We start from the raw sequence: 20756 nt of genomic DNA, 5'->3' as shown, positions 1-20756 counted from the left end.
TTATAGAGCAACGTCGAAATTCTTATACTCTCTAATGTACTTAAATGGAAAAGGGACTACGGTACTTTGCCCTGTACGGACAAAATCAACATCCATAGTTTTAAGGAGTTGTCTAAATATCAGTTTTGAGTCATTCACTGCAACGATTTTACGAAGATGGCAAGCATCCTTGAAAGAATAATCTTTTACATTTCTATCTCCCACAAAATAATATGCTTCTTTTTCAGTTTCGCCAAAATAATTTATATGGAGAGAAGCATTAAATAAATCTTCGAGGTTTTCCTTGTGCTTTGAAAAAATTAGCCTAATATCATATCTGTTCAGAAGATAATTGCGTAATGCATCGGTAACATTTGAGCTTTTTCCTAAATAGCTATTTATCAGTTTTCGGAAACTGCTTTTATCTAGTTCATTGTTACCTAATATGCGTAATTCTTCACCGAATAATATAAGTTTATCGTTATCTTTCGTAGAAACTTCAGTCATAAATTCTTGAAGCAGCTCTGCCAAAGCATTTCCAGTTCGCTTATCTTCAGGAAGCTTTGTTTCGACTTCGTTGATAATAGCTTCAATTTTGGAAAGATCGGGAATGGTGATTTCATCAGTACGGAATATCTGATTTATATCACCAGTATCAGAAATAACAAGACCTTCCAAGGTTTTAATTTTATCTTCAGACTCACTCTCGGTCATTAATTCTTTATATTTATCAAATTTTTCCCAATTGAATAGAGTTTGTTCATCAATTTTATGAAATTCAAAATTCCCATTTGGCTGAATTTCCATAAAAATAACATGACTTGCTTCTTCATCCCAAGCAGCAAAAGTCCAAACTCCTTTCAATTCAAGTTTAGACCAATCAAAAAGATTTAATTTTTTAATGCTAATATCCCGCTTTATAAGCAGTTCTTTAATACTTGTTTTAACAATAGTATCAAAGGCATTTCTAGCTGATTCAATGGTAAGATGTTGCCGTTGAAATATATCTGTAGAAGCAAGATATTCGTCATCCTGCCTCATTCTTTCGTAAAAGTCGGCATCATGTATAATTCTAAAATTGAGAGCGCCTTTCTTATCTTGTTTACCAAAAGTAATTAGCTTTTCATCAGTAATGTAAGGAAGAAGCGATGCTTTCAAACTTTTTGCTAACTCAGCAGAATCTTCATCCTTAACTATGTCTATTATGTTTATTGGTTGCCCATCAAGTACTGAATGAAGCTGTTGTGGCTTTTTAAGCAAGGTGTTCGTCAGTTCAACGCTGTCGTCAATTTCAATATTGGCAAAATCAACGCTCATATATTCAGATAAATGTTCTTGAATACTTTTGAAAACTTGATGCAAAATGCCGACTCGGCTGTTTTCAAAGTCTTTAATACTTCCAAATTCAATAAAATTAGTATGACGCCTTTTTCCTTGGATACTGCATTTTATATAAGACTTAGTAGCATCTGTCTCTTTCCCGTCAGAAGGAAGCCACCTTCTAAGAGATGCTGTACCACTATGGAAGATATATTCAGGTCTTTTAAGAATCTTTTTTAATTCTGCACCTTTGTATTCTTTTAAGATAGAAACTTTTTTGCGATAACTAGCTACACTAACATTCAGTAAGAATTCGTTTTTTTTACTATCGACACGACTAAGAGTTATTTCAGCTACACCAATTGGATCATAAAGCTTATCTGTTAATGCTGGCACTTTCAGTAATGTACCGGTGAGATTTGAGAAATGTAAATCCTTAAATCTTGAGCGTGATGAACCTAGAGAATTCATTAATAATCGGGCAAGTGTTACCTCACATATGCACTCATCATTTCCGTTATAAACAGCGTGGGGCTTTACTTCAATTGCAGATACACTAGCAAATTTAGGATCGGTTCTCAGTTTTTGAAGTAATTCATAAGTATTATTTGATTTTTTTTCAAACATAGCATAGGCATATTGAGCATACCCAACTGCCATAGCTTTATAATCGTCACCAATAATGCAGTCTAGTTCTTCCGCCCCCCACCATTTACCATTTTTTTCTCGTTTTAAGCGAATAAAAACAAAGTCTCGTTCAATAGTATCAATATGAAAATCTATCTTTAGTCTGTTTGTGATAATGCTCATTTACAAAATTCATCCTGAATAAAATTAATTGCTGAATTATCGATTTTACCATTTTTACAGAGATAAGGAACTTCGACAATTTTCCCGCCAAATGACGAAATCGGGCGAAAAGGTGTGTTTGAAGTACCAAGAATGTTGATGACAAAAACCCTTTCTGCTCCGACAAACGCCATTTTTTCCATGATTTTATCAAGTAATTCCTCAGATGCAACTGCAACTTGATCGTTCCATAACTTGAAGTCTATATAAACTTTCTGTTCTGTTTTAAAGTCAAAACACTCAAATTCATTCACATCCAGTTCTAGCAAATGAATATTTAAGAAGTTTTGAAAAATATGTTTTCCGCATACTTCACCTAACGCCCCTTTATAAATATTGTTGAACATCGGGGGTGTTAGCATAAGTTTAGATTTAGGAAATGCTGTTGCCCAGCCAGAATCAATAAACAATTTATGTAGTACATCAATTTTCATTAACTCGGAAAGACGGGCACTTCGTTCACTCACTTCTTTAACTTCTTTTTTCCCGTACCCATCAGAAAAGAAAACTTCAATCTCATCATAATCATTTTCATGTGAAAAATAATATGAATCGGCAGGTTTTGGTAATTGCAGGTAAATACTATTCCAGTTAGGATTGCATTCTGACTCTTTTTCAATAGCGGGTTGACGAAGAGTTTGCTCTCTCAGATCCTGCCATGTTTGAATACTCTTAAGTGTCCACGGGTTATTCAGTTGGCGGCGTATGGTGGCAGAATTCTGATTACTTCTATTAGATGCTCGGTTTTGCACTTCTCTTAAATCTTCAGATGGGCGCATCGATTCACCTGCTGATTTTAAAAGAGCAGCATATTCACGAACAGGAATTACATCTTTTGGTAAAGCAAAACCAGTTAAATGTTTTTGGATTGAAGCATCAGCAATAATATGGATTTTTGGAGCCTTCATATTAGTTCGACATATTCGACCTATTGCTTGGATAATTGTTTTATTCAAGAAGAGTGAATAAGCACCTGTATTATATAAGCTGATGAAGTCTTCAGCCTTTTGCTTAGACTGATATCTTCCTATGTATCTCTGAAATGCTGTATCTAACTTGGTCTTAAATGTGTTAAGTGAAAAAGCTCCATTTTCCCGCAGGAATTCTAATTGAAAAATGTATTTTATAAAATCATCATCTTCGATATTATTCCTATAAATATTAACTAGTAGATTTGTTGGGCTATCTAGATAAATGCCATTAATATCCATATCCGAATGCTTTGGCAAGTTGTTAATGTGTATTGCCTCTAATTCACAAGGGATAGGAAATTGTAAATTTTGTCCAACTCCGATTGTTTGGTAGGCAGAGATGATGAATCTGCGTTTGTGAGCTTTCAGATCATTCAGAAGTTTCTGTTTATTTTCTTCAAACTTATCTCCACTAAGTAAGAAAATCGTATCTTCTACACTACCATCAATGACATCTTTGTTGTCATCCAATAAGTATTTCGCGTATTTATACAATATATCCAGATCGAACTTCGGATCGGCAGGCTTTGGTAATTTACTGAAGAGACAAAGAAAGGCATGACAATCAGAATGATCTAGAAAATATTTCCATGCAGTTAACGCCCTGACATAACGGCAAAATGAAAATTCAATACTCTTCTTATCATCATCATTAGTTATTTGATGGCTAAGTTCGTTCCATAAAGCTTGTGCTGCTTCTCGGTCACGCAAAAGTTCTTCAAGCTGTTTGATTGCTTCCTGCTGTGAGTCTGTTCCAATAAATTCGGTTTTTATAACTACTTGATCGTATCCTTGAGTTGCTTTAAAATATGCGTTTTTGAGCTTAATAAGAGCATCTTCTTTAAGACTTATAAATGAATCTCCTAAACGGGATTTGAGATACTCTAGATCGTAATTGCCAATGTTTGTATAAAGTCCAGCAGTTGCAGAAATGCCAACGACCATAGCCTGTGAGCAAACTCCCGCCAAAAAAGATTCGGGTGTACGGCTAAAGTTGAACATATATATCTTCGATAATGTATCATGCTCATCACTATCGACGATATCGTGATACCGAAAGCCTGTATCATAGAAAATCTGACTTTGGATTGTTCCTTTGTCAGCTTGCAAGCCATACTGCAAATCGTCTTCTAAAATTTTATTGGTCAAAAATGCGACATCTTGCTCGTCAAGGAGAAAATTATTCAGAACTGTTTTAATGGCCGATTCGAGCGGAAAGCCTTCCTGATTACTTTTATTTTCTTCTTTTAAACGTCGATAATTATTAGCTAAATACTTAATTCCTGTCTGAAAATAGGTTAGAAATCCGGTAATCTTACTCAGCAACTCTTGTATGTCTACACCAGATTCTGTTGTTTTAATATCAAAAGACTTAATCCAATTTGTACGGTTTTCTATATCTTCAATAATCTTGATAAGCTGATGACGATTTAGTACATTATGGAATTGGTAGTCATAGAACAGAAAGTTTCTTGTCTTTGTCAAAAAGTCATCATGAGATTTACAGATATGTTGTAATTGATATGTTTTAAATATGTAACTAGCTTTATCTCGAAATGATTCAATCTTTTGTCGTGGAGATAACCAATCTTTTCTGGACGATTTTTTCTTGAGCCATCCAGATTCCTGAAGCAGCCTTTCAGGAAATTCGTTTTGCATAAGGTGGTTATGAATATTCAAGAATAAATCAAGAAGATCTACTCTATGGCGCAAGCCTGTTTGAATAATATTGTTGAGGACAGCATCTTTCGTAGTATCAAACTCATCAATAAAAATCAGAGATTTATCAATCAACCTTTCAGTGAAGTAATATGATTGCTCAACCAGTGTCGTGTTTTGAGCAATAAACTTATCCATACTCATAAATAAAACAGTTTTTTCATCTGTAAATACTGCGGGATATAAATTGCCAATCCATTGATAGTCTTGTTGATTCTGTATGGCTAACAAACGGGCTTTTTTATTGTTAAAACTTTCTTTCAAGATTTTTTTAATATTTTTTCGGAATGCTGGCTCTATTTCTTTCCGAATTTCGGTTCTTAGCATCAATTGAACTTCTTTTGGAAGTGACCTATTTTGGCACGTTATTATTCGAGATTTTAAACGCTTATAAATTTCTGTTTTAAACTGTTCAGGTATTTTGTTATCATTTTCTAGAAGATTATCAATAACTGTATCAACGTTAGAATCAATGCGAAGAACATATTTGTTGAATTCATGTCCTTTACCATCTTGAATAAAACGCTCTTGTAGTTCATCTACTGGTAGGTTCTTCTTGAGGTTAGTAATAAAAATAATTTTTCTATGTTGAGCAGCAAATTCTTGATAATTAGAATAAATAAAGTTTAGGACATTGTACGTTTTGCCAAAACCAGTCGGCATACTCAATAGAAGCAGTCCAGAATTAGCTTGTTTACAGTATTCTTTTAAGATTTTTTCCATATACCTGATGAGCTTAGTAAAGTTAAAACCTAAGATGATTAGCCAACTAATAATTAATCTATGAGAATGAAACTTCTCAGCGTTACATCGAAAAATTTTATTTCTGCAATGAGTACACCTCTGAAAAAAGTAACAAAACTCAACTTCTTTCAGAGGTGTTTGGGTTAAGAATGTGCAATTATTGCAAATTGTATATAACTTAGAGCTATCCCAACCCATCTTGAGGCCTGTTAAGCTGATGGAGTAGCTAAGTGTAACAATATACTGTTTCAGCCTCAAGACAAGTACCGTCAGCCAGGAAGGGTGATCTGCAATTATAGTGATCGTAAGGCAGTTCTGTGCTATTGATTACACTACTTTGAATCTACATATCTACAGTTAAGTAAATTTTTTTGTCTACATCCTAATGGTAGGGGTATGTAATGCCATGTCTCGTTATGATGATTGTAATTATCCTATCCCCCCGGATGGGATATAAGTTTACTAAGCAGAGGAATAATTCAGTTATTTCTTTGATACTTAATCTCTCCATTCTGGTTATATTGAGGAACTCACTGTGGTAGCCACGCCGGAAAAAGTACAACACACCCACGAGCAATCATCACGTCAAGACCGAGTAGCCGTATTGCTCATGGGCTACGGCGAAGTCGAAAGCTACGAAGATTTCGCTAACTATAACGAACAGGCTTTAAATCTACTGACAGCAAAATTTGCCCCAGTCCCAACTTGGATTTACCCGCCGCTAGCCAAGCTTTTGGCGTTATTTGACCGTCATGAGTGGGGACACACACACCACGATTTTATTTCCCCACATAACGCCATCTTTGAAAAGCAACGCGCTGGGATTGAGAAGCTTTTACAAGAAAAGTGGGGTGAGGGCGTTCAAGTTTTCAAGGCTTTTAACTTCTGCGCGCCTTTTTTACCTAAACAAGTTTTGGCAGAGATTAAAAACCAAGGCTTCGACAAAATCTTAATCTATCCCCTACTAGTGGTTGATTCTATCTTTACTAGTGGGATTGCGATCGAGCAGGTGAATAATGCTTTAGCCGAGTTGGCTGAGGGTGATGAACATTGGGTAAAAGGAATGCGTTACATTCCTTCTTTCTACAACGAGCCAGCCTACATTGATTTGATGGCTCATATAGTAGAGGAGAAAATTAATGCTGACTTAGCAGCAACTTACCTACCTTCTCAAATCGGCATTATCCTGATGAATCATGGTTGTCCTCACAAAGCGAAAGGATTCACCTCAGGGATTGCCGAAAGTCAAGCATTATATGAATTGGTACGGGAAAAGTTGATTAACCGCTATCCTTTAATTTCGGTAGGTTGGCTCAACCATGACACACCCCTAATTGAATGGACTCTACCTAACGCTGAGCAAGCTGCTAATAACCTGATTCAATTGGGTGCCAAAGTAGTAATTTTTATGCCAATTGGTTTTGCTACAGAAAATCACGAAACTCTATTGGATGTACACCACATTATCCATGCTGTAGAGAAAAAGCATCCTGATGTGGATTATGTACAAATGCCTTGCGTTAATGACCATCCAGAATTTTTGGCAATGGTAGCACAATGGGCAGAGTCTCATATTAGTGAGTTGAGGTCAGAAGAAGCAATCACGGTTAACCCCCAACTAGATGGGCATCACCATCACCATCATCATCATTAAGTGAGAATGTAGGGTAGGTAATGCTGCCCTACATTTTCCTGATGAGTGCTGTTAGCGTGACATTGGCACTGTCTTTGCAGTTATGGCAATTCGCCAAACTGTTCTCGATAACGAGAAAGTAGCGACTCGAGTTCCGTGGCGCGTTGACGTTCTTGTTCTGCACGTTGACGTTCCTGTTCTGCCTGTCTTTCAGCCTCTATACGTTTGTGAGTCTCTTGTCTGAGTGCTTCAACCAACTCATCCGCCACTAACAATTTTTCTCCGTTATCTAAGCGATAAAAGCCAATTAGTTTTCCTTCTACAGCAAGACGTAATTGTAGTTGTTGGCTGCAACTATCGGTAATTGGCTCATAAATATCTCCTCGCAGCCGATACCCTTGCAACTTCTGTTCAATCCATTCTCCCTTCGGGTCAAATAACCAATACTCCTGTACTTCTAGTCCTTCATAAAGATTTTTCTTAGTGTTTTTGTCCTCTTCCTGAGTCCCTTTAGAGGTGATTTCAAAAATCACTTTTGGCACTTGTTGTTCTTCCCAAATTTTGTAGTTATCGCGTCCCCCTGGTTCAACGTCATAGATAACCATGACATCAGGTGCAACTCGCAATTTTGGGAAACTTTGTGCATAATACAAGAATTGATTGGCTAAAACTGTGGCGCGACGACCTTGAAGATACTGTCTGAGAACTTCTAGTGTAGTTAAAATTGCATATAGATGGTCGTAAGTTTCCGCCACAGGTTCTCCATCGCTGCTGGGGTAAATAATTTCCGATTTAGGAGAGTTAGGAATAGTGGTGGTCATAAAGCCACTTTTAAAGTTTTATTAGTATATTTTAGTAAATCGCAAAGTTTTGCCAAAGCTGTTAAACGGAAATCTCAACCAGGTGATTGTATCTATATTTGATCTCGTTAATACCAAGAAATAATTATCGCTTTACTATAAGTAAATCTAATATATTTTAACCTAATAGTTAAGGTAGTTAAGCGGTAAGTTGTATCTCAAGTTACAAATTTTTGGTATTAGTTCTTGGTCAGGAAAACTTTGCAATTTACTGAAAGTAACTGCAAAGCTTTCCCCAGCCTTTATCCTGATAATTTTTTTCATGATGTAAGGCAATACGGCATAAGTTCTCGCCCAAGAGAGATATCTAAGTATCAATAGCTATTGATAAGGAAAAAATCATGTCTAATGAGAAAGATATAAATAACGCTCCCGTTGAATTATCAAACGAAGAACTCGACAAAGTTTCGGGTGGAATTGATATTTTCTTATCAGGGTCGATGTTTGAGCAGAGAGATATGTTGTCATCTGTGCGAACAAGTTCAAGGCGAAGGGGTTTTGGCAGCAATTCTATTTTTAGATCTTCTTCTATATCTTCTGCTGCGTTTCAAGTGATTGGTTTGGGCTTTGAATCGGTTAGCGATGTTATGAGCTTCTTTTCAGGCTTTGCTAGGCTGTTTGGCAGAAGATAAAGGCAGGAATCAAGAAGTAGACAATATAATTTCTGATAAGGGCAGGGCATCCATAATGTCTGGGTTAAGTAACTCAACTTACTGATGCTGTGCCCCTACATATATTTGATGCTATACCCCAAACTTTAGGGGATTTTTTGTAAATTTATGTATCTTCTGGCAGATACAACGAGCAATATAGCACGTGGTAAAGTCTGGCCTATAAAAGCAAAGTTAGCCGCGCTTTATCTCCCCAATCAAACAGCGAGATTCGCGGAGTTATTTCGCCAGACCTCATAGCGCCTCGAACTGTCACAAGTAAAGTTCGCAGTTAAGCTAGCGGTTTCATTCCAGAGAAACGCTGGAAAACCTGACTAATAAAACTTTTATTCTGAACATTGGAGCAAATTTAAGGGTTACTATACCAATGAGCGATCGCACTCAGGATCTGCAAAATAAATATTTTCGAGCATGAGGAGTTGAGACTTGTGACTCAAGAGAAGAAAGCCACTACCATCGAAGACATTTTTGCTGGTGGTGGAGAAATGGGAATGCTCATGCAATCTTTCGATTGGTCACAAACGTCTTTGGGTCCAGTATCAGCATGGCCGCAGAGCCTCAAGACTTGCGTGCGAATTATGTTGACATCCCGCCAACCGATGTTTGTCTGGTGGGGTTCAGAACTCATTAACCTTTACAATGACGCTTACAAAGCGATTGTTGGTGGCAAACATCCTTCTGCCCTAGGACAGCCAGCTGCCTATGTGTGGCGGGAAATTTGGGATCAGGTTGGACCGCGTGCAGAATCAGCGCTGTTGCAGAATGAGGGCACTTACGATGAAGCGCTGCTATTAATCATGGAGCGCAACGGCTACCCAGAGGAAACATATTATACATTTTCATATAGCCCAGTTCCTAACGATCAAGGCGGTACAGGTGGCATTATTTGTGCCAACTCAGACGACACGCAGCGAATTATTAGCGAACGTCAGTTGGCACTACTGCGGGAATTAGCGGCTAGGACAGCAGACGCGCGCACATTTGATACAGCCTGCTCTTTAAGTGCGAGTTGTTTGGTAACTAACCCTTACGATCTACCTTTTGCGATGATTTATCTGGTCGATCCAGATCAACAGTGCGTTTTGTTAACTGGGACTTGCGGTATCGAACCAGACAATGCAGCAGTTCCGCAAAAAGTCGATATTGATGCCGATTCAGTTTGGCCCTTTGCGGAAATCATCAAAACCCAGAAGCCATGCCTGGTTTCTAATTTGGAAGCGTCTTTTGCCAACCTGCCAACAGGCGCTTGGAAGCGTCCTCCGCACCAAGCGGTGGCTGTACCGATCGCACCATCGGGACAGACAGGAAAAGCTGGTATCTTGATTGCTGGCTTGAACCCGTTTAGGATCTTTGATGACAACTATCAAAGATTTATCGATTTAGTTTCATCTCAGATTGGAGCTAGCATTGCCAACGCCCAAGCATACGAAGAAGAGCGCAAGCGCAGTGAAGCATTAGCAGAACTAGATCGAGCAAAAACTGTTTTCTTTAGCAATGTCAGCCACGAATTCCGTACTCCGCTCACCTTGATGCTCGGCCCCTTGGAGGATATCCTAGCCGATTCTTCTGGGCCCTTACCAAGCGATCGCGAACAACTGGAAATTGTACATCGTAACTCCCTGCGGTTGCTGAAGCTGGTTAATACACTGCTGGACTTTTCCCGGATTGAGGCAGGTCGCGTCCAAGCGGTCTATGAACCAACAGACTTGGCAATGTTGACAACAGACTTGGCAGGAGTATTTAGATCCGCCATCGAACGGGCAGGTATGCGCCTTGTGGTAGACTGCCCCCCAGTACCTGAACCCGTGTATGTAGACCGGGAAATGTGGGAAAAAATTGTTCTGAACTTGCTTTCTAACGCTTTTAAGTTCACTTTTGCGGGAGATATCACCGTTGCCTTGCGTTATGGCAGTAAAGATGTTGAACTGGAGGTGCGAGATACAGGTACAGGTATTCCCCCTGAAGAAATACCCCATTTGTTTGAGCGGTTTCATCGGGTACAGGGGGCTAAGGGACGGACTTATGAAGGATCGGGAATTGGTCTTTCCTTAGTTCAAGAACTAGTGCAACTGCATGGCGGTACTATCAAAGTCACCAGTATTGTCAACCAAGGTAGTAGCTTTAAAGTATCAATTCCTACAGGGTCGGCTCATTTACCAAGCGCTCGCATTAAGACAATTCGTCCATTGGCATCAACTGCAATAGATGCAGCTGCCTACATCGAAGAAGCGTTGCGCTGGCTACCTCAAGAGGACACGGGGACGCAGGCATATGGGGACACGGGGAATGTTTTTAATACTTTCTTTGCGTCTCCCAGCCTCCCTGTCTCGGCGTCTTCCACTGCCCGTATCCTGCTGGCTGACGATAACGCTGATATGCGCGAATATGTGCAGCGCTTGCTGTTAACTCAAGGGTATGAGGTAGAGGTGGTATCGGATGGGTTAGCAGCTTTAACTGCTGTGCGTCAGCATCTGCCCGATCTCGTACTGACTGATATTATGATGCCTAGGCTAGATGGTTTAGGTTTGTTACAGGAGCTACGGGCTGACCCTAATACCAGACAAATGCCGATTATTCTACTTTCTGCCCGTGCTGGAGAAGATTCCCGTATTGAAGGACTAGAAGCAGGAGCCGACGATTATCTAATCAAGCCGTTTTCGGCAAGGGAGTTGCTGGCTCGGGTCGAGGCAAATCTGAAGATGGCTCAGATGCGTCAAGAAGCAGTGCGGCGGGAGCAAGACTTACGAATTCAAACAGAAGCAGCCCGCAGTCAAATCAGCAACATTTTAGAAAGTATTACCGATGCTTTTGTAGCCTTCGATCGCCAGTGGCGCTACACCTACTTTAATGAACAAGCTACAAGACTATTGCAAAAATCCCGGGAAGAATTGCTCGGTAAGCAGGTATGGCAAGAAGTGTTTCCCGAATTAGTAGGAAGTTTGGGCTACCAGAAACTTCACTATGCTGTTAAAGACAAGGTTTCCGTTGTCTTTGAAGAGTTTGTTCAACCGATGGGTAAGTGGCTAGAAATCCACGCTTACCCATCCCCAGACGGTGTTGCCGTTTATTTTCGAGACATTACGGCACGCAAACGAGCAGAGGAAGCACTCAGTGCCAGTGAGGAGCGATTCCGGGCGATCGTCAACCAAGCAGCAGTGGGCATTGCGCAAACAGATTTAACAGGTCGGTTCCTCCTGGTGAACCAGCAGTATTGCGACATAGTTGCCTATTCAAACTCAGAATTATTCCAAAAGCACCTAGAAGAAATTATTCATCCCGATGATTTGCCTTTGCAAAGAGAGCTTTTTCACAGCTTGGCTACGTCAGGAAATGACTTCACAATCGAAAAACGTTACATCCGCAAAGATGGTTCCCTAGTATGGGTGAGCAGTAGTGTAGCAGCCATCTGTGATACATTAGGCAAACCCCAGTCCACGATCGCGATCGTGCTGGATATCACTGAACGGAAACGCAGTGAGGCAGAACGTGCTAGGTTACTCTTGCGCGAGCAGCAGCAGACAACCCGGTTACAAAAGTTGACTGAGGCATCCCTGAGTATCAACTCGACGCTATCACTAAACGAAAGACTGCGAATAATTACAGACCAAACCCGCGATATTATTGGTGCACACCAGTCCGTCACCAGTATGACGGTTGATGATGACTGGACCCAAGGAATTCATACAGTCTCGCTTTCAGATAAATATGCCCAGTGGCGCAACTACAACGAGAACCCTGATAGCTCAGGGATTTATACGTTAATTTGCCGCACACAAAAGCCGATGCGGTTGACTCAAGCTGAACTAGAAGCACATCCTAATTGGTGCAAATTTAGTAAGGCCGCAGCTAAACATCCCCCAATGCGTGGTTGGCTAGCTGTACCTCTCACCAGCCGTAATGGTAAAAATCTTGGTTTGATTCAGCTTTCTGATAAATATGAGGGCGAATTCACCGCAGAAGACGAAGCGATTTTGGTACAACTGGCTCAGATGGCAGCCTCAGCAATTGACAATGTTCGGCTCTACGAAGCATCTCAGCAAGCAAATCGTATCAAAGATGAATTTTTAGCAGTACTGTCTCACGAGTTGCGATCGCCACTTAACCCCATCTTAGGCTGGTCAAAGTTACTACAAACCCAAAAACTGGATGCCGCCAAGACGAATCAAGCCTTGGCTGTGATTGAACGCAATGCCAAATTACAAGCCGATCTCATTGATGACCTGCTGGATATTTCCCGGATTCTACGAGGTAAACTTAACCTCAATGTCTGCCCTGTGAATTTGGTTTCGACAATTAAAGCAGCAATGGACACGGTGCGACTGGCTGCTGAAGCCAAGTCAATTCAAATACAGACGACATTGGCAGCAAATATCAGGCAAGTTTCCGGTGATGCCAATCGATTGCAGCAAGTAATCTGGAATCTCCTCTCCAACGCCGTCAAATTTACGCCAGAAGGGGGGCGGGTAGACATTCGACTCGAACAAATTGGCTCTGTTGCTCAAATTACCGTCAGCGATACAGGTAAGGGGATCGAGCCTGATTTCCTCCCCTATGTATTTGACTACTTTCGTCAGGCAGATGCAGCCACAACCCGTAAATTTGGGGGGTTGGGGTTGGGACTGGCGATCGTCCGTCAGTTAGTCGAATTGCATGGTGGAACAGTCCAAGCAGAAAGTCTAGGCGTCGATCGGGGTGCAACCTTTACGGTGAGATTGCCACTCATGCACAATCAATCTCAGACCCATCAAGATCCCCAACAATCTCAGCCATCCCGAGATTTAAAGGATGTAAAAATTTTAGTCGTGGATGACGACACAGATACACGAGAATTTATTGCCTTCTTGCTAGAACAGCATGGCGCAACTATCACAGCAGTCGCCTCCGCTAACGAGGCACTCAGCGCTTTTACTCAGTTCCAGCCAGACATACTGTTGAGCGATATTGGAATGCCAGAAATGGATGGATATATGTTAATGCGACAGGTGAGATCTCTGCCGCCAGAACAAGGAGGACAGATTAGCGCGATCGCTCTGACAGCTTATGCCGGAGAAATTGACTATCAGCAAGCGCTTACCGCAGGCTTTCAAAAGCATATTTCCAAACCAGTCGATCCTGTTAGACTTGTTGAAGCCATTACTGACTTAGTAGGTAAAAATTGATAATAGGATAGGCACTGCCCACCATATCCGGGTTTTACTGAGCAATGCCACACCCAACCTCAAATAGAAACTCATCGCAATGCCCAACACCCAATACCTGATATATACCGTTTCCCAGAATCCCTGAACCTGTAACAATAGCGATCGCAACCGCTTTCATTCCTACATACCAGTGAACATCCCCAACAGCATCTCAGCACAAACCCAGTCTCGTAAAGCCGAGCATATTCGCATCTGTCTAGAGGAAGATGTTCAATGTCACCAAATAACCAATGGACTAGAGCGCTATCGTTTCACCCATTGTTGCTTACCAGAACTAGATCGCAATGATATAGATATCAGTACAAATTTTTTGGCAAAACGCCTAGGCGCACCTTTGTTAATCTCTTCCATGACTGGGGGTACTGAACAAGCAGGAATCATTAATCAGCGTTTGGCGCAGGTTGCCCAAGACTATAAAATTGCAATGGGCGTTGGTTCTCAGCGCGTAGCAGTGGAAAAACCCCAGGTAGCTGATACCTTTGCTATCCGCAAGTATGCCCCCGATGTTCTTTTATTAGCCAATTTGGGTGCTGTGCAGCTTAACTATAAGTATGGTTTAGATGAATGTCTGCGAGTAGTTGAGATTCTAGAAGCTGATGCCTTGATTTTGCATCTCAACCCTTTACAAGAATGTATTCAATCTAAAGGTGATACTAATTTTAGGGGTTTACTTGACAAGATTTATAAATTGTGCTGTAAATTACCAGTGCCAGTAATTGCTAAGGAAGTAGGAAATGGGATTTCCTCTGTAATGGCAAAGAAACTACTTGCAGCTGGGGTAACGGCGATTGATGTGGCGGGTGCGGGAGGAACTTCTTGGGCAAAAGTAGAAAGCGAACGTGCGGATAATGACTTGCAACGCCGTTTGGGGAAGACGTTTGCTGATTGGGGTTTACCAACAGCAGAGTGTATTACAACTATTCGAGCGATCGCACCGACTGTGCCGTTAATTGCCTCAGGCGGGTTGCGTCATGGACTGGATGTAGCAATGGCGATCGCCTTGGGAGCAGATATCGCTGGTTTAGCTATGCCATTTCTGCAAGCAGCAGTGGTATCGGAAGCAGCACTTGTTGATTTGGTTGAGGTATTAATTGCAGAAATCACTACAGTTTTATTCTGTACTGGTAACGCAACTTTAGAACAATTAAAGCATTCTGGAAGTTTACAACGCATACAATAGTTATTAATTGTTTAACAAACAGAATCAAATTTGCTAGGTGAAACAGAAAATTTTCGTAGCTGAAATATATAAAGGCTTTCGGCTATTGGGGCGTGAAGTATGAGAAATTAGCTAAAAATATCAAAAACATCAAAAGTCTGATTGCTCACGAATAATGACTGACTATTAACAAAGGAACTATTAACGAGCAACAGGGAACACAGAGGTATGTCAGAAGGGGATTTTTACCTCACCTGAACTTATCGCTAATAGAAGCGGGGAACTTTTACCTCAATAACCTTAATTGGTGTATTTTCTATCCCCTGTTTCCTGTTCCCCTTCGGGTTCAGCAGTTGCTCATGGGGGAAACCCCCAAGACCGCACTGCTTCACCTCTTCCCTGTTCCCTTTTTGTTGACTATTAACTATTAACTAAAATGCGTAATTTTTTTCAACAAACTTTTGCCAGCTTACTAGGCAGCTTACTAGGACTGATTATTTTCAGCGGTATTGGAGCTACTGGACTATTATTGCTGTTATTTGCGGCCGCTACATCCAAAGATACGGGGCCAGAAGTAAAAGATAAGTCCGTTGTGGTGTTTGACTTATCAATGAACATCACCGATGGCGAACCTCAGTCTGCTGACTTCTTTCAGAAGGCATTATCAGGTGTTGATGAAAACAGAATGGCACTCCGCAATGTTCTGAATACATTGGAAAAGGCGCGGCGCGATCCCCGAATTGTGGGTATTTATCTGGATGCAACACGCACCAATACAACTAACAGCGCAGGGTATGCATCCATCAAAGAAATTCGGCAAGCAATAGAGAAGTTTCGCGCTGCGGGGAAAAAGGTTGTAGCCTATGGTAAGGACTGGGACGAACGGGAATATTATCTCAGTTCAGTAGCAGATACTGTTGTACTCAATCCTCTGGGGATGATGGAAGTCAACGGTTTAAGTTCGCAACCAATGTTTTTGGCAGGTGCATTGCAGAAATATGGTATTGGTGTGCAGGTTGTGCGAGTCGGAAAATTTAAAGGCGCAGTCGAACCGTTTATCCTGACAAAGTTGAGTCCAGAGAACCGCGAACAAACGCAGAAATTGTTAGATGATGTTTGGGCAGAGTGGCGCACATCTGTGGGAGCAAGTCGCAAAATTGGCGCAGATAAGTTGCAGGCGATCGCAGATAATCAAGCAGTGTTGGAAGCACCAGAAGCAAAATCTAGCGGTTTGGTAGATCGGGTAGCTTATGTTGATGAGGTGGTTAGTGACCTGAAAAAGTTAACCGCTAGCGATAAAGATGATAAAACCTTCCGCCAAATTAGCTTGAGCGACTACGCCCAAGTTTCCGGTAAATCCCTGGATGTAGAACGCAAATCAAAAAATCAAATAGCTGTTGTTTATGCTGAAGGCGAGATTGTTGATGGCAAAGGCGACGATGGCGAAATAGGAGGCGATCGCTTTGCTAAAATCTTCAGCAAACTGCGACAAGATGATAATGTCAAGGCTGTAATTTTGCGAGTTAACAGTCCTGGTGGTAGCGCTACAGCCGCTGAGGTGATGCAACGAGAAGTACGACTCACTCGTGCAGTAAAACCAGTTGTAGTTTCAATGGGAGATGTCGCCGCCTCTGGTGGTTACTGGATTTCTAGCGACTCCAACCGAATTTTTGCTGAACCAAATACAATTACAGGTTCTATTGGTGTATTTGGGTTATTATTCAACGGTCAAAAGTTAGCAAACGATAATGGTGTTACCTGGGATTCGGTGAAAACTGGACGCTATGCTGACAGTCAAACCGTTTCTCGCCCAAAATCACCCCAAGAGTTAGCACTTTACCAGCGTAGTGTTAATCGGATTTACAATATGTTTCTCAATAAAGTATCTCAAGGTCGCAAACTCCCAGAAACCAAAGTTGCAGAGATTGCCCAAGGAAGAGTTTGGTCAGGTACAGCCGCCAAAGCAATTGGTTTAGTAGATGAAATTGGCGGTTTGAGTACTGCTATAGAATATGCTGCTAAACAAGCAAAGCTGGGAAAAGATTGGCAAGTAAAAGAGTATCCTCAAACTAGCAGCTTTGAAGAGCGCTTTTTTGGCAAAGCAACTGAACAGACGCGGAGTCTTTTAGGGATCAAAGGAACAGAAATCAAACCATCTAATCCCCTCACAGCTGAATTCCAAAAACTGCAACAGGAATTAGCAGTGCTGCAAAAGATGAACGATCCCCAAGGAGTTTACGCACGCTTACCCTTTAACCTCAAAATTGAGTAGGCGTTGGGATCTTGCCTGTTGTAATTATGCAAATTACTCGGTTGTAAAAATTTGTATTTAGGTAAGTTCAACGAACCTTTCCCCAACCCCTCTTCGATGCGGAGAGGGACACACAAATTATCGTTTTAGGCAGAAAATTAAGTTAAAACCTAGATTCCACAAGTTGGCAAAAACTTTTCGACATTTTTAAAATTAGTGCATAGCTAGGCTTTGAGTATTTTATCTTGAGATGCGATCGCTTATCACCAGTGGTAAAAAAGGGGTTTAATTTTGTAAAACATCAAGATACAGGTGTATTCAAATAAGCTAGATGCTGTTGAGAGCGATCGCCTGATGAGAAAAAATGTAGTTGCATTATCGGCGGGGTTGGTAGGGCTGTTAGCTGCATTGCTCGGCGAGAAGGTAACCTGTCGAAGCCAAAAGTGAGCTATCTTACAACAAGTGATGCGATCGCCAAAAAATGATTTACTGTAGGTTAAATGCTGTAGTGCCAGCACCTCAAAGTTCAACTAAATGCTCTTAAAGCAACCAGAACCAAACCATGCCTAACAAGTTTGACGAAGAGCAATTTTTGCCTGAAGAACCGGAAAAATTTTATACAACTCAACACCTCAAAGTCTCTCAAACTAGCGACATAGGGCAGACATTGATTTGTGAATGTCGCAACTGCTTGACTGCGCTATCTATTGAAGTGATTTTTTTGACACCGCAAAATTCAAAACCTCGGCCAAAAAATAAAGTTGACAATCAGCAGGATGATGGGTTGAAATGTCCTAACTGTGGACGAATTCCCATATTTCTGGAGAACTGTTCTGTAAAATCGCTGGTTCAACTACCTTCCTCACCTTGGCAAGAGCAACTGAATTTAGACGAAAGCGCCGGATAGATTCATCATTAGAAAAATCCACCTTTTTTTCAGCTAGTCAGAAACTACTCCACCTTGCTTCTGACTACCTATGAATATTTTGTAGAGCGATTGCGGTTTATGTCCTCATCAACTGAGCCAAAAGCGATCGCAATTTACCAGAGCGATTAATTGGTAATCCAGATTAAATACTCAGCAGTTGGTACTCAGGGCTTCTTCTTACTTGCGTTGACTGCTTGATTACGAGTGAGGCTCGCCCAGCAACACAATTGAGCATTTCAATTCTCTAATTACCTGGTTTGTCACATGGCTAACAGCTAATCCGCCTGCGGTACGATAACGAACAGAACGTAACACTGCTAAATCAAATTTCTGAGCTTCCTGAATGATCGCTCTAGCAATATCATCATCCTTAATTGTCTGAATATTTGTTTTAACTTGTAACTGGCTTTTAGCAGCAATATCAGACAATTGAGAGGCAAATTTTTCTACCAAGTTTGCGGGTGTTTTGCGATCGCTCACATGTAAAAGTACTACTAAGCAAGCAAAGAACCAATTAAAACCGAAGCCCTATCCGTTAACAAAAGTGTGTAAGTTTTGCGATTGGTATGAAAACATCTTGAAGGGTAGGCATTACCCACAAAAACTCGGATATGGTGGGCATTGCCCACCCTACAACTACAACTTTATACAGAATAAAAATAGAAATAGATGATTGTGTGGTGTGTTCTCAAATTCAAAATTGATTGACTAAGCTCGTGCTAGTAAGGGAGCAGCAGCTAGTAGAGTTTTTGTGTAAGGGTGCTGAGGATTGACAAAAATTCGTTTTGTGGGGCCAAGTTCCACAATTTTGCCCCCATTCATGACTGCAATGCGATCGCACAAAAATCTTGCTAACCAGAGATCGTGAGTAATAAACAAATACGTCAACTCAAATTCTTCTTTTAATTGCAACATTAAATCTAGTACTTGCGACTGCACGCTGGCATCTAACATACTCACGGGTTCATCGCAGATTAACAGTTTAGGACGGGTAATTAAAGCACGGGCGATCGCTACTCGTTGCTGTTGTCCACCAGATAAATCTGAAGGATAGCGCTGATAATAAATTTCTGGCGGTGTTAAACCCACTTTTTGCAACATCGACAATACCTCTTCCTTTGCTTTAGCAGCATCGGCAAGATTGTGAATTAATAAAGGATCGCCTATACTTTGCCCGACTGTCATTGCTGGATTGAGACAAGCGTGGGGATCTTGAAACACCATCTGCATTTGTCGTCGTGAAGAGCGAATTTCTTGGCGTGACAAAGTAGTTAATTCCTGTCCCAAAAACTCAACTTTGCCAGCAGTAGGACGAATTAATTGCAAAATAGTCCGTGAAAGGGTACTTTTGCCACAGCCTGATTCTCCCACTAATCCGAGAATTTCTCCAGGATACAGATCCAAGTCAATACCATCTACGGCTTTAATTGTCTGACTTTGCCCTTTAAATAGTCGTTCAATAAAGTTTGGTTCTATTGTGTAATGCTGCTTGAGTTCAGTAAGTCGCAAAATTGGCGATTGTTCTTTAGGGTTTGGTAAATTGTGTTGTCCATCATTGGCAAGGATTAATTCTCCACTCTCATCTACTGCTTGAATATGCAACGCTGCTTGTAAAAGCGATCGCGTGTATTCATGTTGAGGTTGGCGAAATACTGATTGGGTAGAACCCATTTCTACCATTTTGCCTTTGTACATTACACCAATGCGATCGCAGTACTCTGCAACCATCGCCAAATCATGGGAGATCAACAGCAACCCCATGTTTTCTTCACCGCATAGACGCGTTAATTCCTGCAATATTTGGGCGGAAACAGTAACATCTAAGCTGGTAGTTGGTTCATCCGCAACAATTAACTTCGGGTTGAGAAGTAAAGCCAAGGCGATTGCAACTCGTTGTCGCATTCCACCGCTAAATTCATGGGGATACTGGTTCCACCGACTAGCAGGAATCTTCACCTTTTCTAAAGTGGCGATCGCTTTTTCTTTCGCTTGTCGTGCTGATAATTCTGGTGAGTGTGCCTGAAGTGTTTCTAGACAATGGTTGCCAATGGTCATCAACGGATCGAGGCGTGTCATCGGATCTTGGAAAATCAGCGCCACTACTTCCCCACGAAATTTCCGCATCTGCTGGGGTGTTAAATCAAACACTTTCTGTCCCTGAAATGTCACTAGACCTTCAATCCGGCTAGATGACGGCAGCAAACGCATAACAGCGCGTCCTAAGGTTGATTTACCACAACCTGACTCTCCTACCAATCCCATCCTTTCACCTGCTTGCAGTGTGAAAAATACATCGTCAACTGCCCAAGTGAGTTCTTCTCCACTAGGTTGAGGATAGGCAACTCGTAAATTTTCGACACTAAATAAGGCTTCACTCATATATTAATTATCAGCCCTGAGCTACTAGTTTTTATAATTGCAAATTTAGGCTAGTCTAGCAGATTAGCAAAATTAGTTTCAGGACTGATACT

The 20756-nt window shown here is 41.1% G+C and carries 12 protein-coding genes and 1 pseudogene; 6 read left to right on the top strand and 7 right to left on the bottom strand.

Annotation, left to right across the window (positions count from 1 at the left end; genetic code table 11):
* Both BV372_RS03195 and BV372_RS03190 read right to left on the bottom strand, forming a co-directional pair.
* A complete protein-coding gene (locus BV372_RS03195; protein WP_086683165.1) occupies positions 1 to 2109 on the bottom strand; it encodes a hypothetical protein in 2109 nt (702 codons plus the stop codon).
* Positions 2106 to 5561, bottom strand: a complete 3456-nt coding sequence (locus BV372_RS03190; RefSeq protein WP_218776674.1) for a hypothetical protein — start codon at positions 5559 to 5561, stop codon at positions 2106 to 2108. Before BV372_RS03190 ends, BV372_RS03195 begins: the two co-directional genes overlap by 4 nt.
* Positions 5562 to 6117: 556 nt before the next feature.
* Between BV372_RS03190 and BV372_RS03185 the strand changes: the two genes are divergently transcribed.
* On the top strand, positions 6118 to 7236 hold the full coding sequence (locus BV372_RS03185) for a ferrochelatase (RefSeq protein ID WP_086683161.1): 1119 nt from the start codon (positions 6118 to 6120) through the stop codon (positions 7234 to 7236).
* A gap of 80 nt (positions 7237 to 7316) precedes the next feature.
* Here the strand turns inward: BV372_RS03185 and BV372_RS03180 are convergent, their stop codons facing one another.
* Complete coding sequence (locus tag BV372_RS03180; protein WP_086683157.1) at positions 7317 to 8036, bottom strand: Uma2 family endonuclease; 720 nt, start codon at positions 8034 to 8036, stop codon at positions 7317 to 7319.
* A gap of 380 nt (positions 8037 to 8416) precedes the next feature.
* Between BV372_RS03180 and BV372_RS03175 the strand changes: the two genes are divergently transcribed.
* Together BV372_RS03175 and BV372_RS03170 are read left to right on the top strand one after the other, a co-directional pair.
* Positions 8417 to 8707, top strand: a complete 291-nt coding sequence (locus BV372_RS03175) for a CTB family bacteriocin (RefSeq protein ID WP_086683155.1) — start codon at positions 8417 to 8419, stop codon at positions 8705 to 8707.
* A 467-nt stretch (positions 8708 to 9174) separates the two neighbouring features.
* On the top strand, positions 9175 to 13905 hold the full coding sequence (locus BV372_RS03170; protein ID WP_086683152.1) for an ATP-binding protein: 4731 nt from the start codon (positions 9175 to 9177) through the stop codon (positions 13903 to 13905).
* Positions 13906 to 13939: 34 nt separating this feature from the next.
* On the opposite strand, the gene BV372_RS37370 is transcribed toward BV372_RS03170, so the two are convergent.
* A complete protein-coding gene (locus tag BV372_RS37370) occupies positions 13940 to 14065 on the bottom strand; it encodes a hypothetical protein (protein ID WP_256973075.1) in 126 nt (41 codons plus the stop codon).
* A gap of 12 nt (positions 14066 to 14077) precedes the next feature.
* Between BV372_RS37370 and fni the strand changes: the two genes are divergently transcribed.
* Entirely contained in the window at positions 14078 to 15127 is a 1050-nt protein-coding gene (fni, locus tag BV372_RS03165) for a type 2 isopentenyl-diphosphate Delta-isomerase (protein WP_086683149.1), read from the top strand.
* 415 nt (positions 15128 to 15542) lie between these two features.
* On the top strand, positions 15543 to 17378 hold the full coding sequence (gene sppA / locus BV372_RS03160) for a signal peptide peptidase SppA (protein ID WP_086683146.1): 1836 nt from the start codon (positions 15543 to 15545) through the stop codon (positions 17376 to 17378).
* A gap of 242 nt (positions 17379 to 17620) precedes the next feature.
* On the opposite strand, the gene BV372_RS34990 is transcribed toward sppA, so the two are convergent.
* Entirely contained in the window at positions 17621 to 17887 is a 267-nt protein-coding gene (locus BV372_RS34990; protein ID WP_143844951.1) for a hypothetical protein, read from the bottom strand.
* Positions 17888 to 17919: 32 nt separating this feature from the next.
* On the opposite strand from BV372_RS34990, the gene BV372_RS03155 reads away from it, so the two are divergent.
* Complete coding sequence (locus tag BV372_RS03155; protein WP_086683143.1) at positions 17920 to 18264, top strand: hypothetical protein; 345 nt, start codon at positions 17920 to 17922, stop codon at positions 18262 to 18264.
* A gap of 219 nt (positions 18265 to 18483) precedes the next feature.
* Here BV372_RS03155 and BV372_RS03150 read toward each other — a convergent pair.
* Together BV372_RS03150 and BV372_RS03145 are read right to left on the bottom strand one after the other, a co-directional pair.
* Positions 18484 to 18780: pseudogene (locus BV372_RS03150) on the bottom strand (universal stress protein); the annotation flags it as partial.
* Positions 18781 to 18993: 213 nt separating this feature from the next.
* Complete coding sequence (locus BV372_RS03145; RefSeq protein WP_086683140.1) at positions 18994 to 20664, bottom strand: ABC transporter ATP-binding protein; 1671 nt, start codon at positions 20662 to 20664, stop codon at positions 18994 to 18996.
* Positions 20665 to 20756 lie beyond the last annotated feature (92 nt).

Source organism: Nostoc sp. T09 (assembly GCF_002154695.1).
GTDB lineage: Bacteria > Cyanobacteriota > Cyanobacteriia > Cyanobacteriales > Nostocaceae > Aulosira.
The sequence above is the reverse complement of the archived record's forward strand: the minus strand, read 5'-3'. Positions and strand labels throughout refer to the sequence as shown.

Excerpts from the sequence above, each read along its gene's own strand:
- BV372_RS03195 (WP_086683165.1), bottom strand. The coding sequence starts at position 2,109 with ATGAGCATTATCACAAACAGACTAAAGATAGATTTTCATATTGATACT.
- BV372_RS03190 (WP_218776674.1), bottom strand. The coding sequence starts at position 5,561 with ATGGAAAAAATCTTAAAAGAATACTGTAAACAAGCTAATTCTGGACTG.
- BV372_RS03180 (WP_086683157.1), bottom strand. The coding sequence starts at position 8,036 with ATGACCACCACTATTCCTAACTCTCCTAAATCGGAAATTATTTACCCC.
- BV372_RS03175 (WP_086683155.1), top strand. The coding sequence starts at position 8,417 with ATGTCTAATGAGAAAGATATAAATAACGCTCCCGTTGAATTATCAAAC.
- BV372_RS37370 (WP_256973075.1), bottom strand. The coding sequence starts at position 14,065 with ATGAAAGCGGTTGCGATCGCTATTGTTACAGGTTCAGGGATTCTGGGA.
- sppA (WP_086683146.1), top strand. The coding sequence starts at position 15,543 with ATGCGTAATTTTTTTCAACAAACTTTTGCCAGCTTACTAGGCAGCTTA.
- BV372_RS03155 (WP_086683143.1), top strand. The coding sequence starts at position 17,920 with ATGCCTAACAAGTTTGACGAAGAGCAATTTTTGCCTGAAGAACCGGAA.
- BV372_RS03145 (WP_086683140.1), bottom strand. The coding sequence starts at position 20,664 with ATGAGTGAAGCCTTATTTAGTGTCGAAAATTTACGAGTTGCCTATCCT.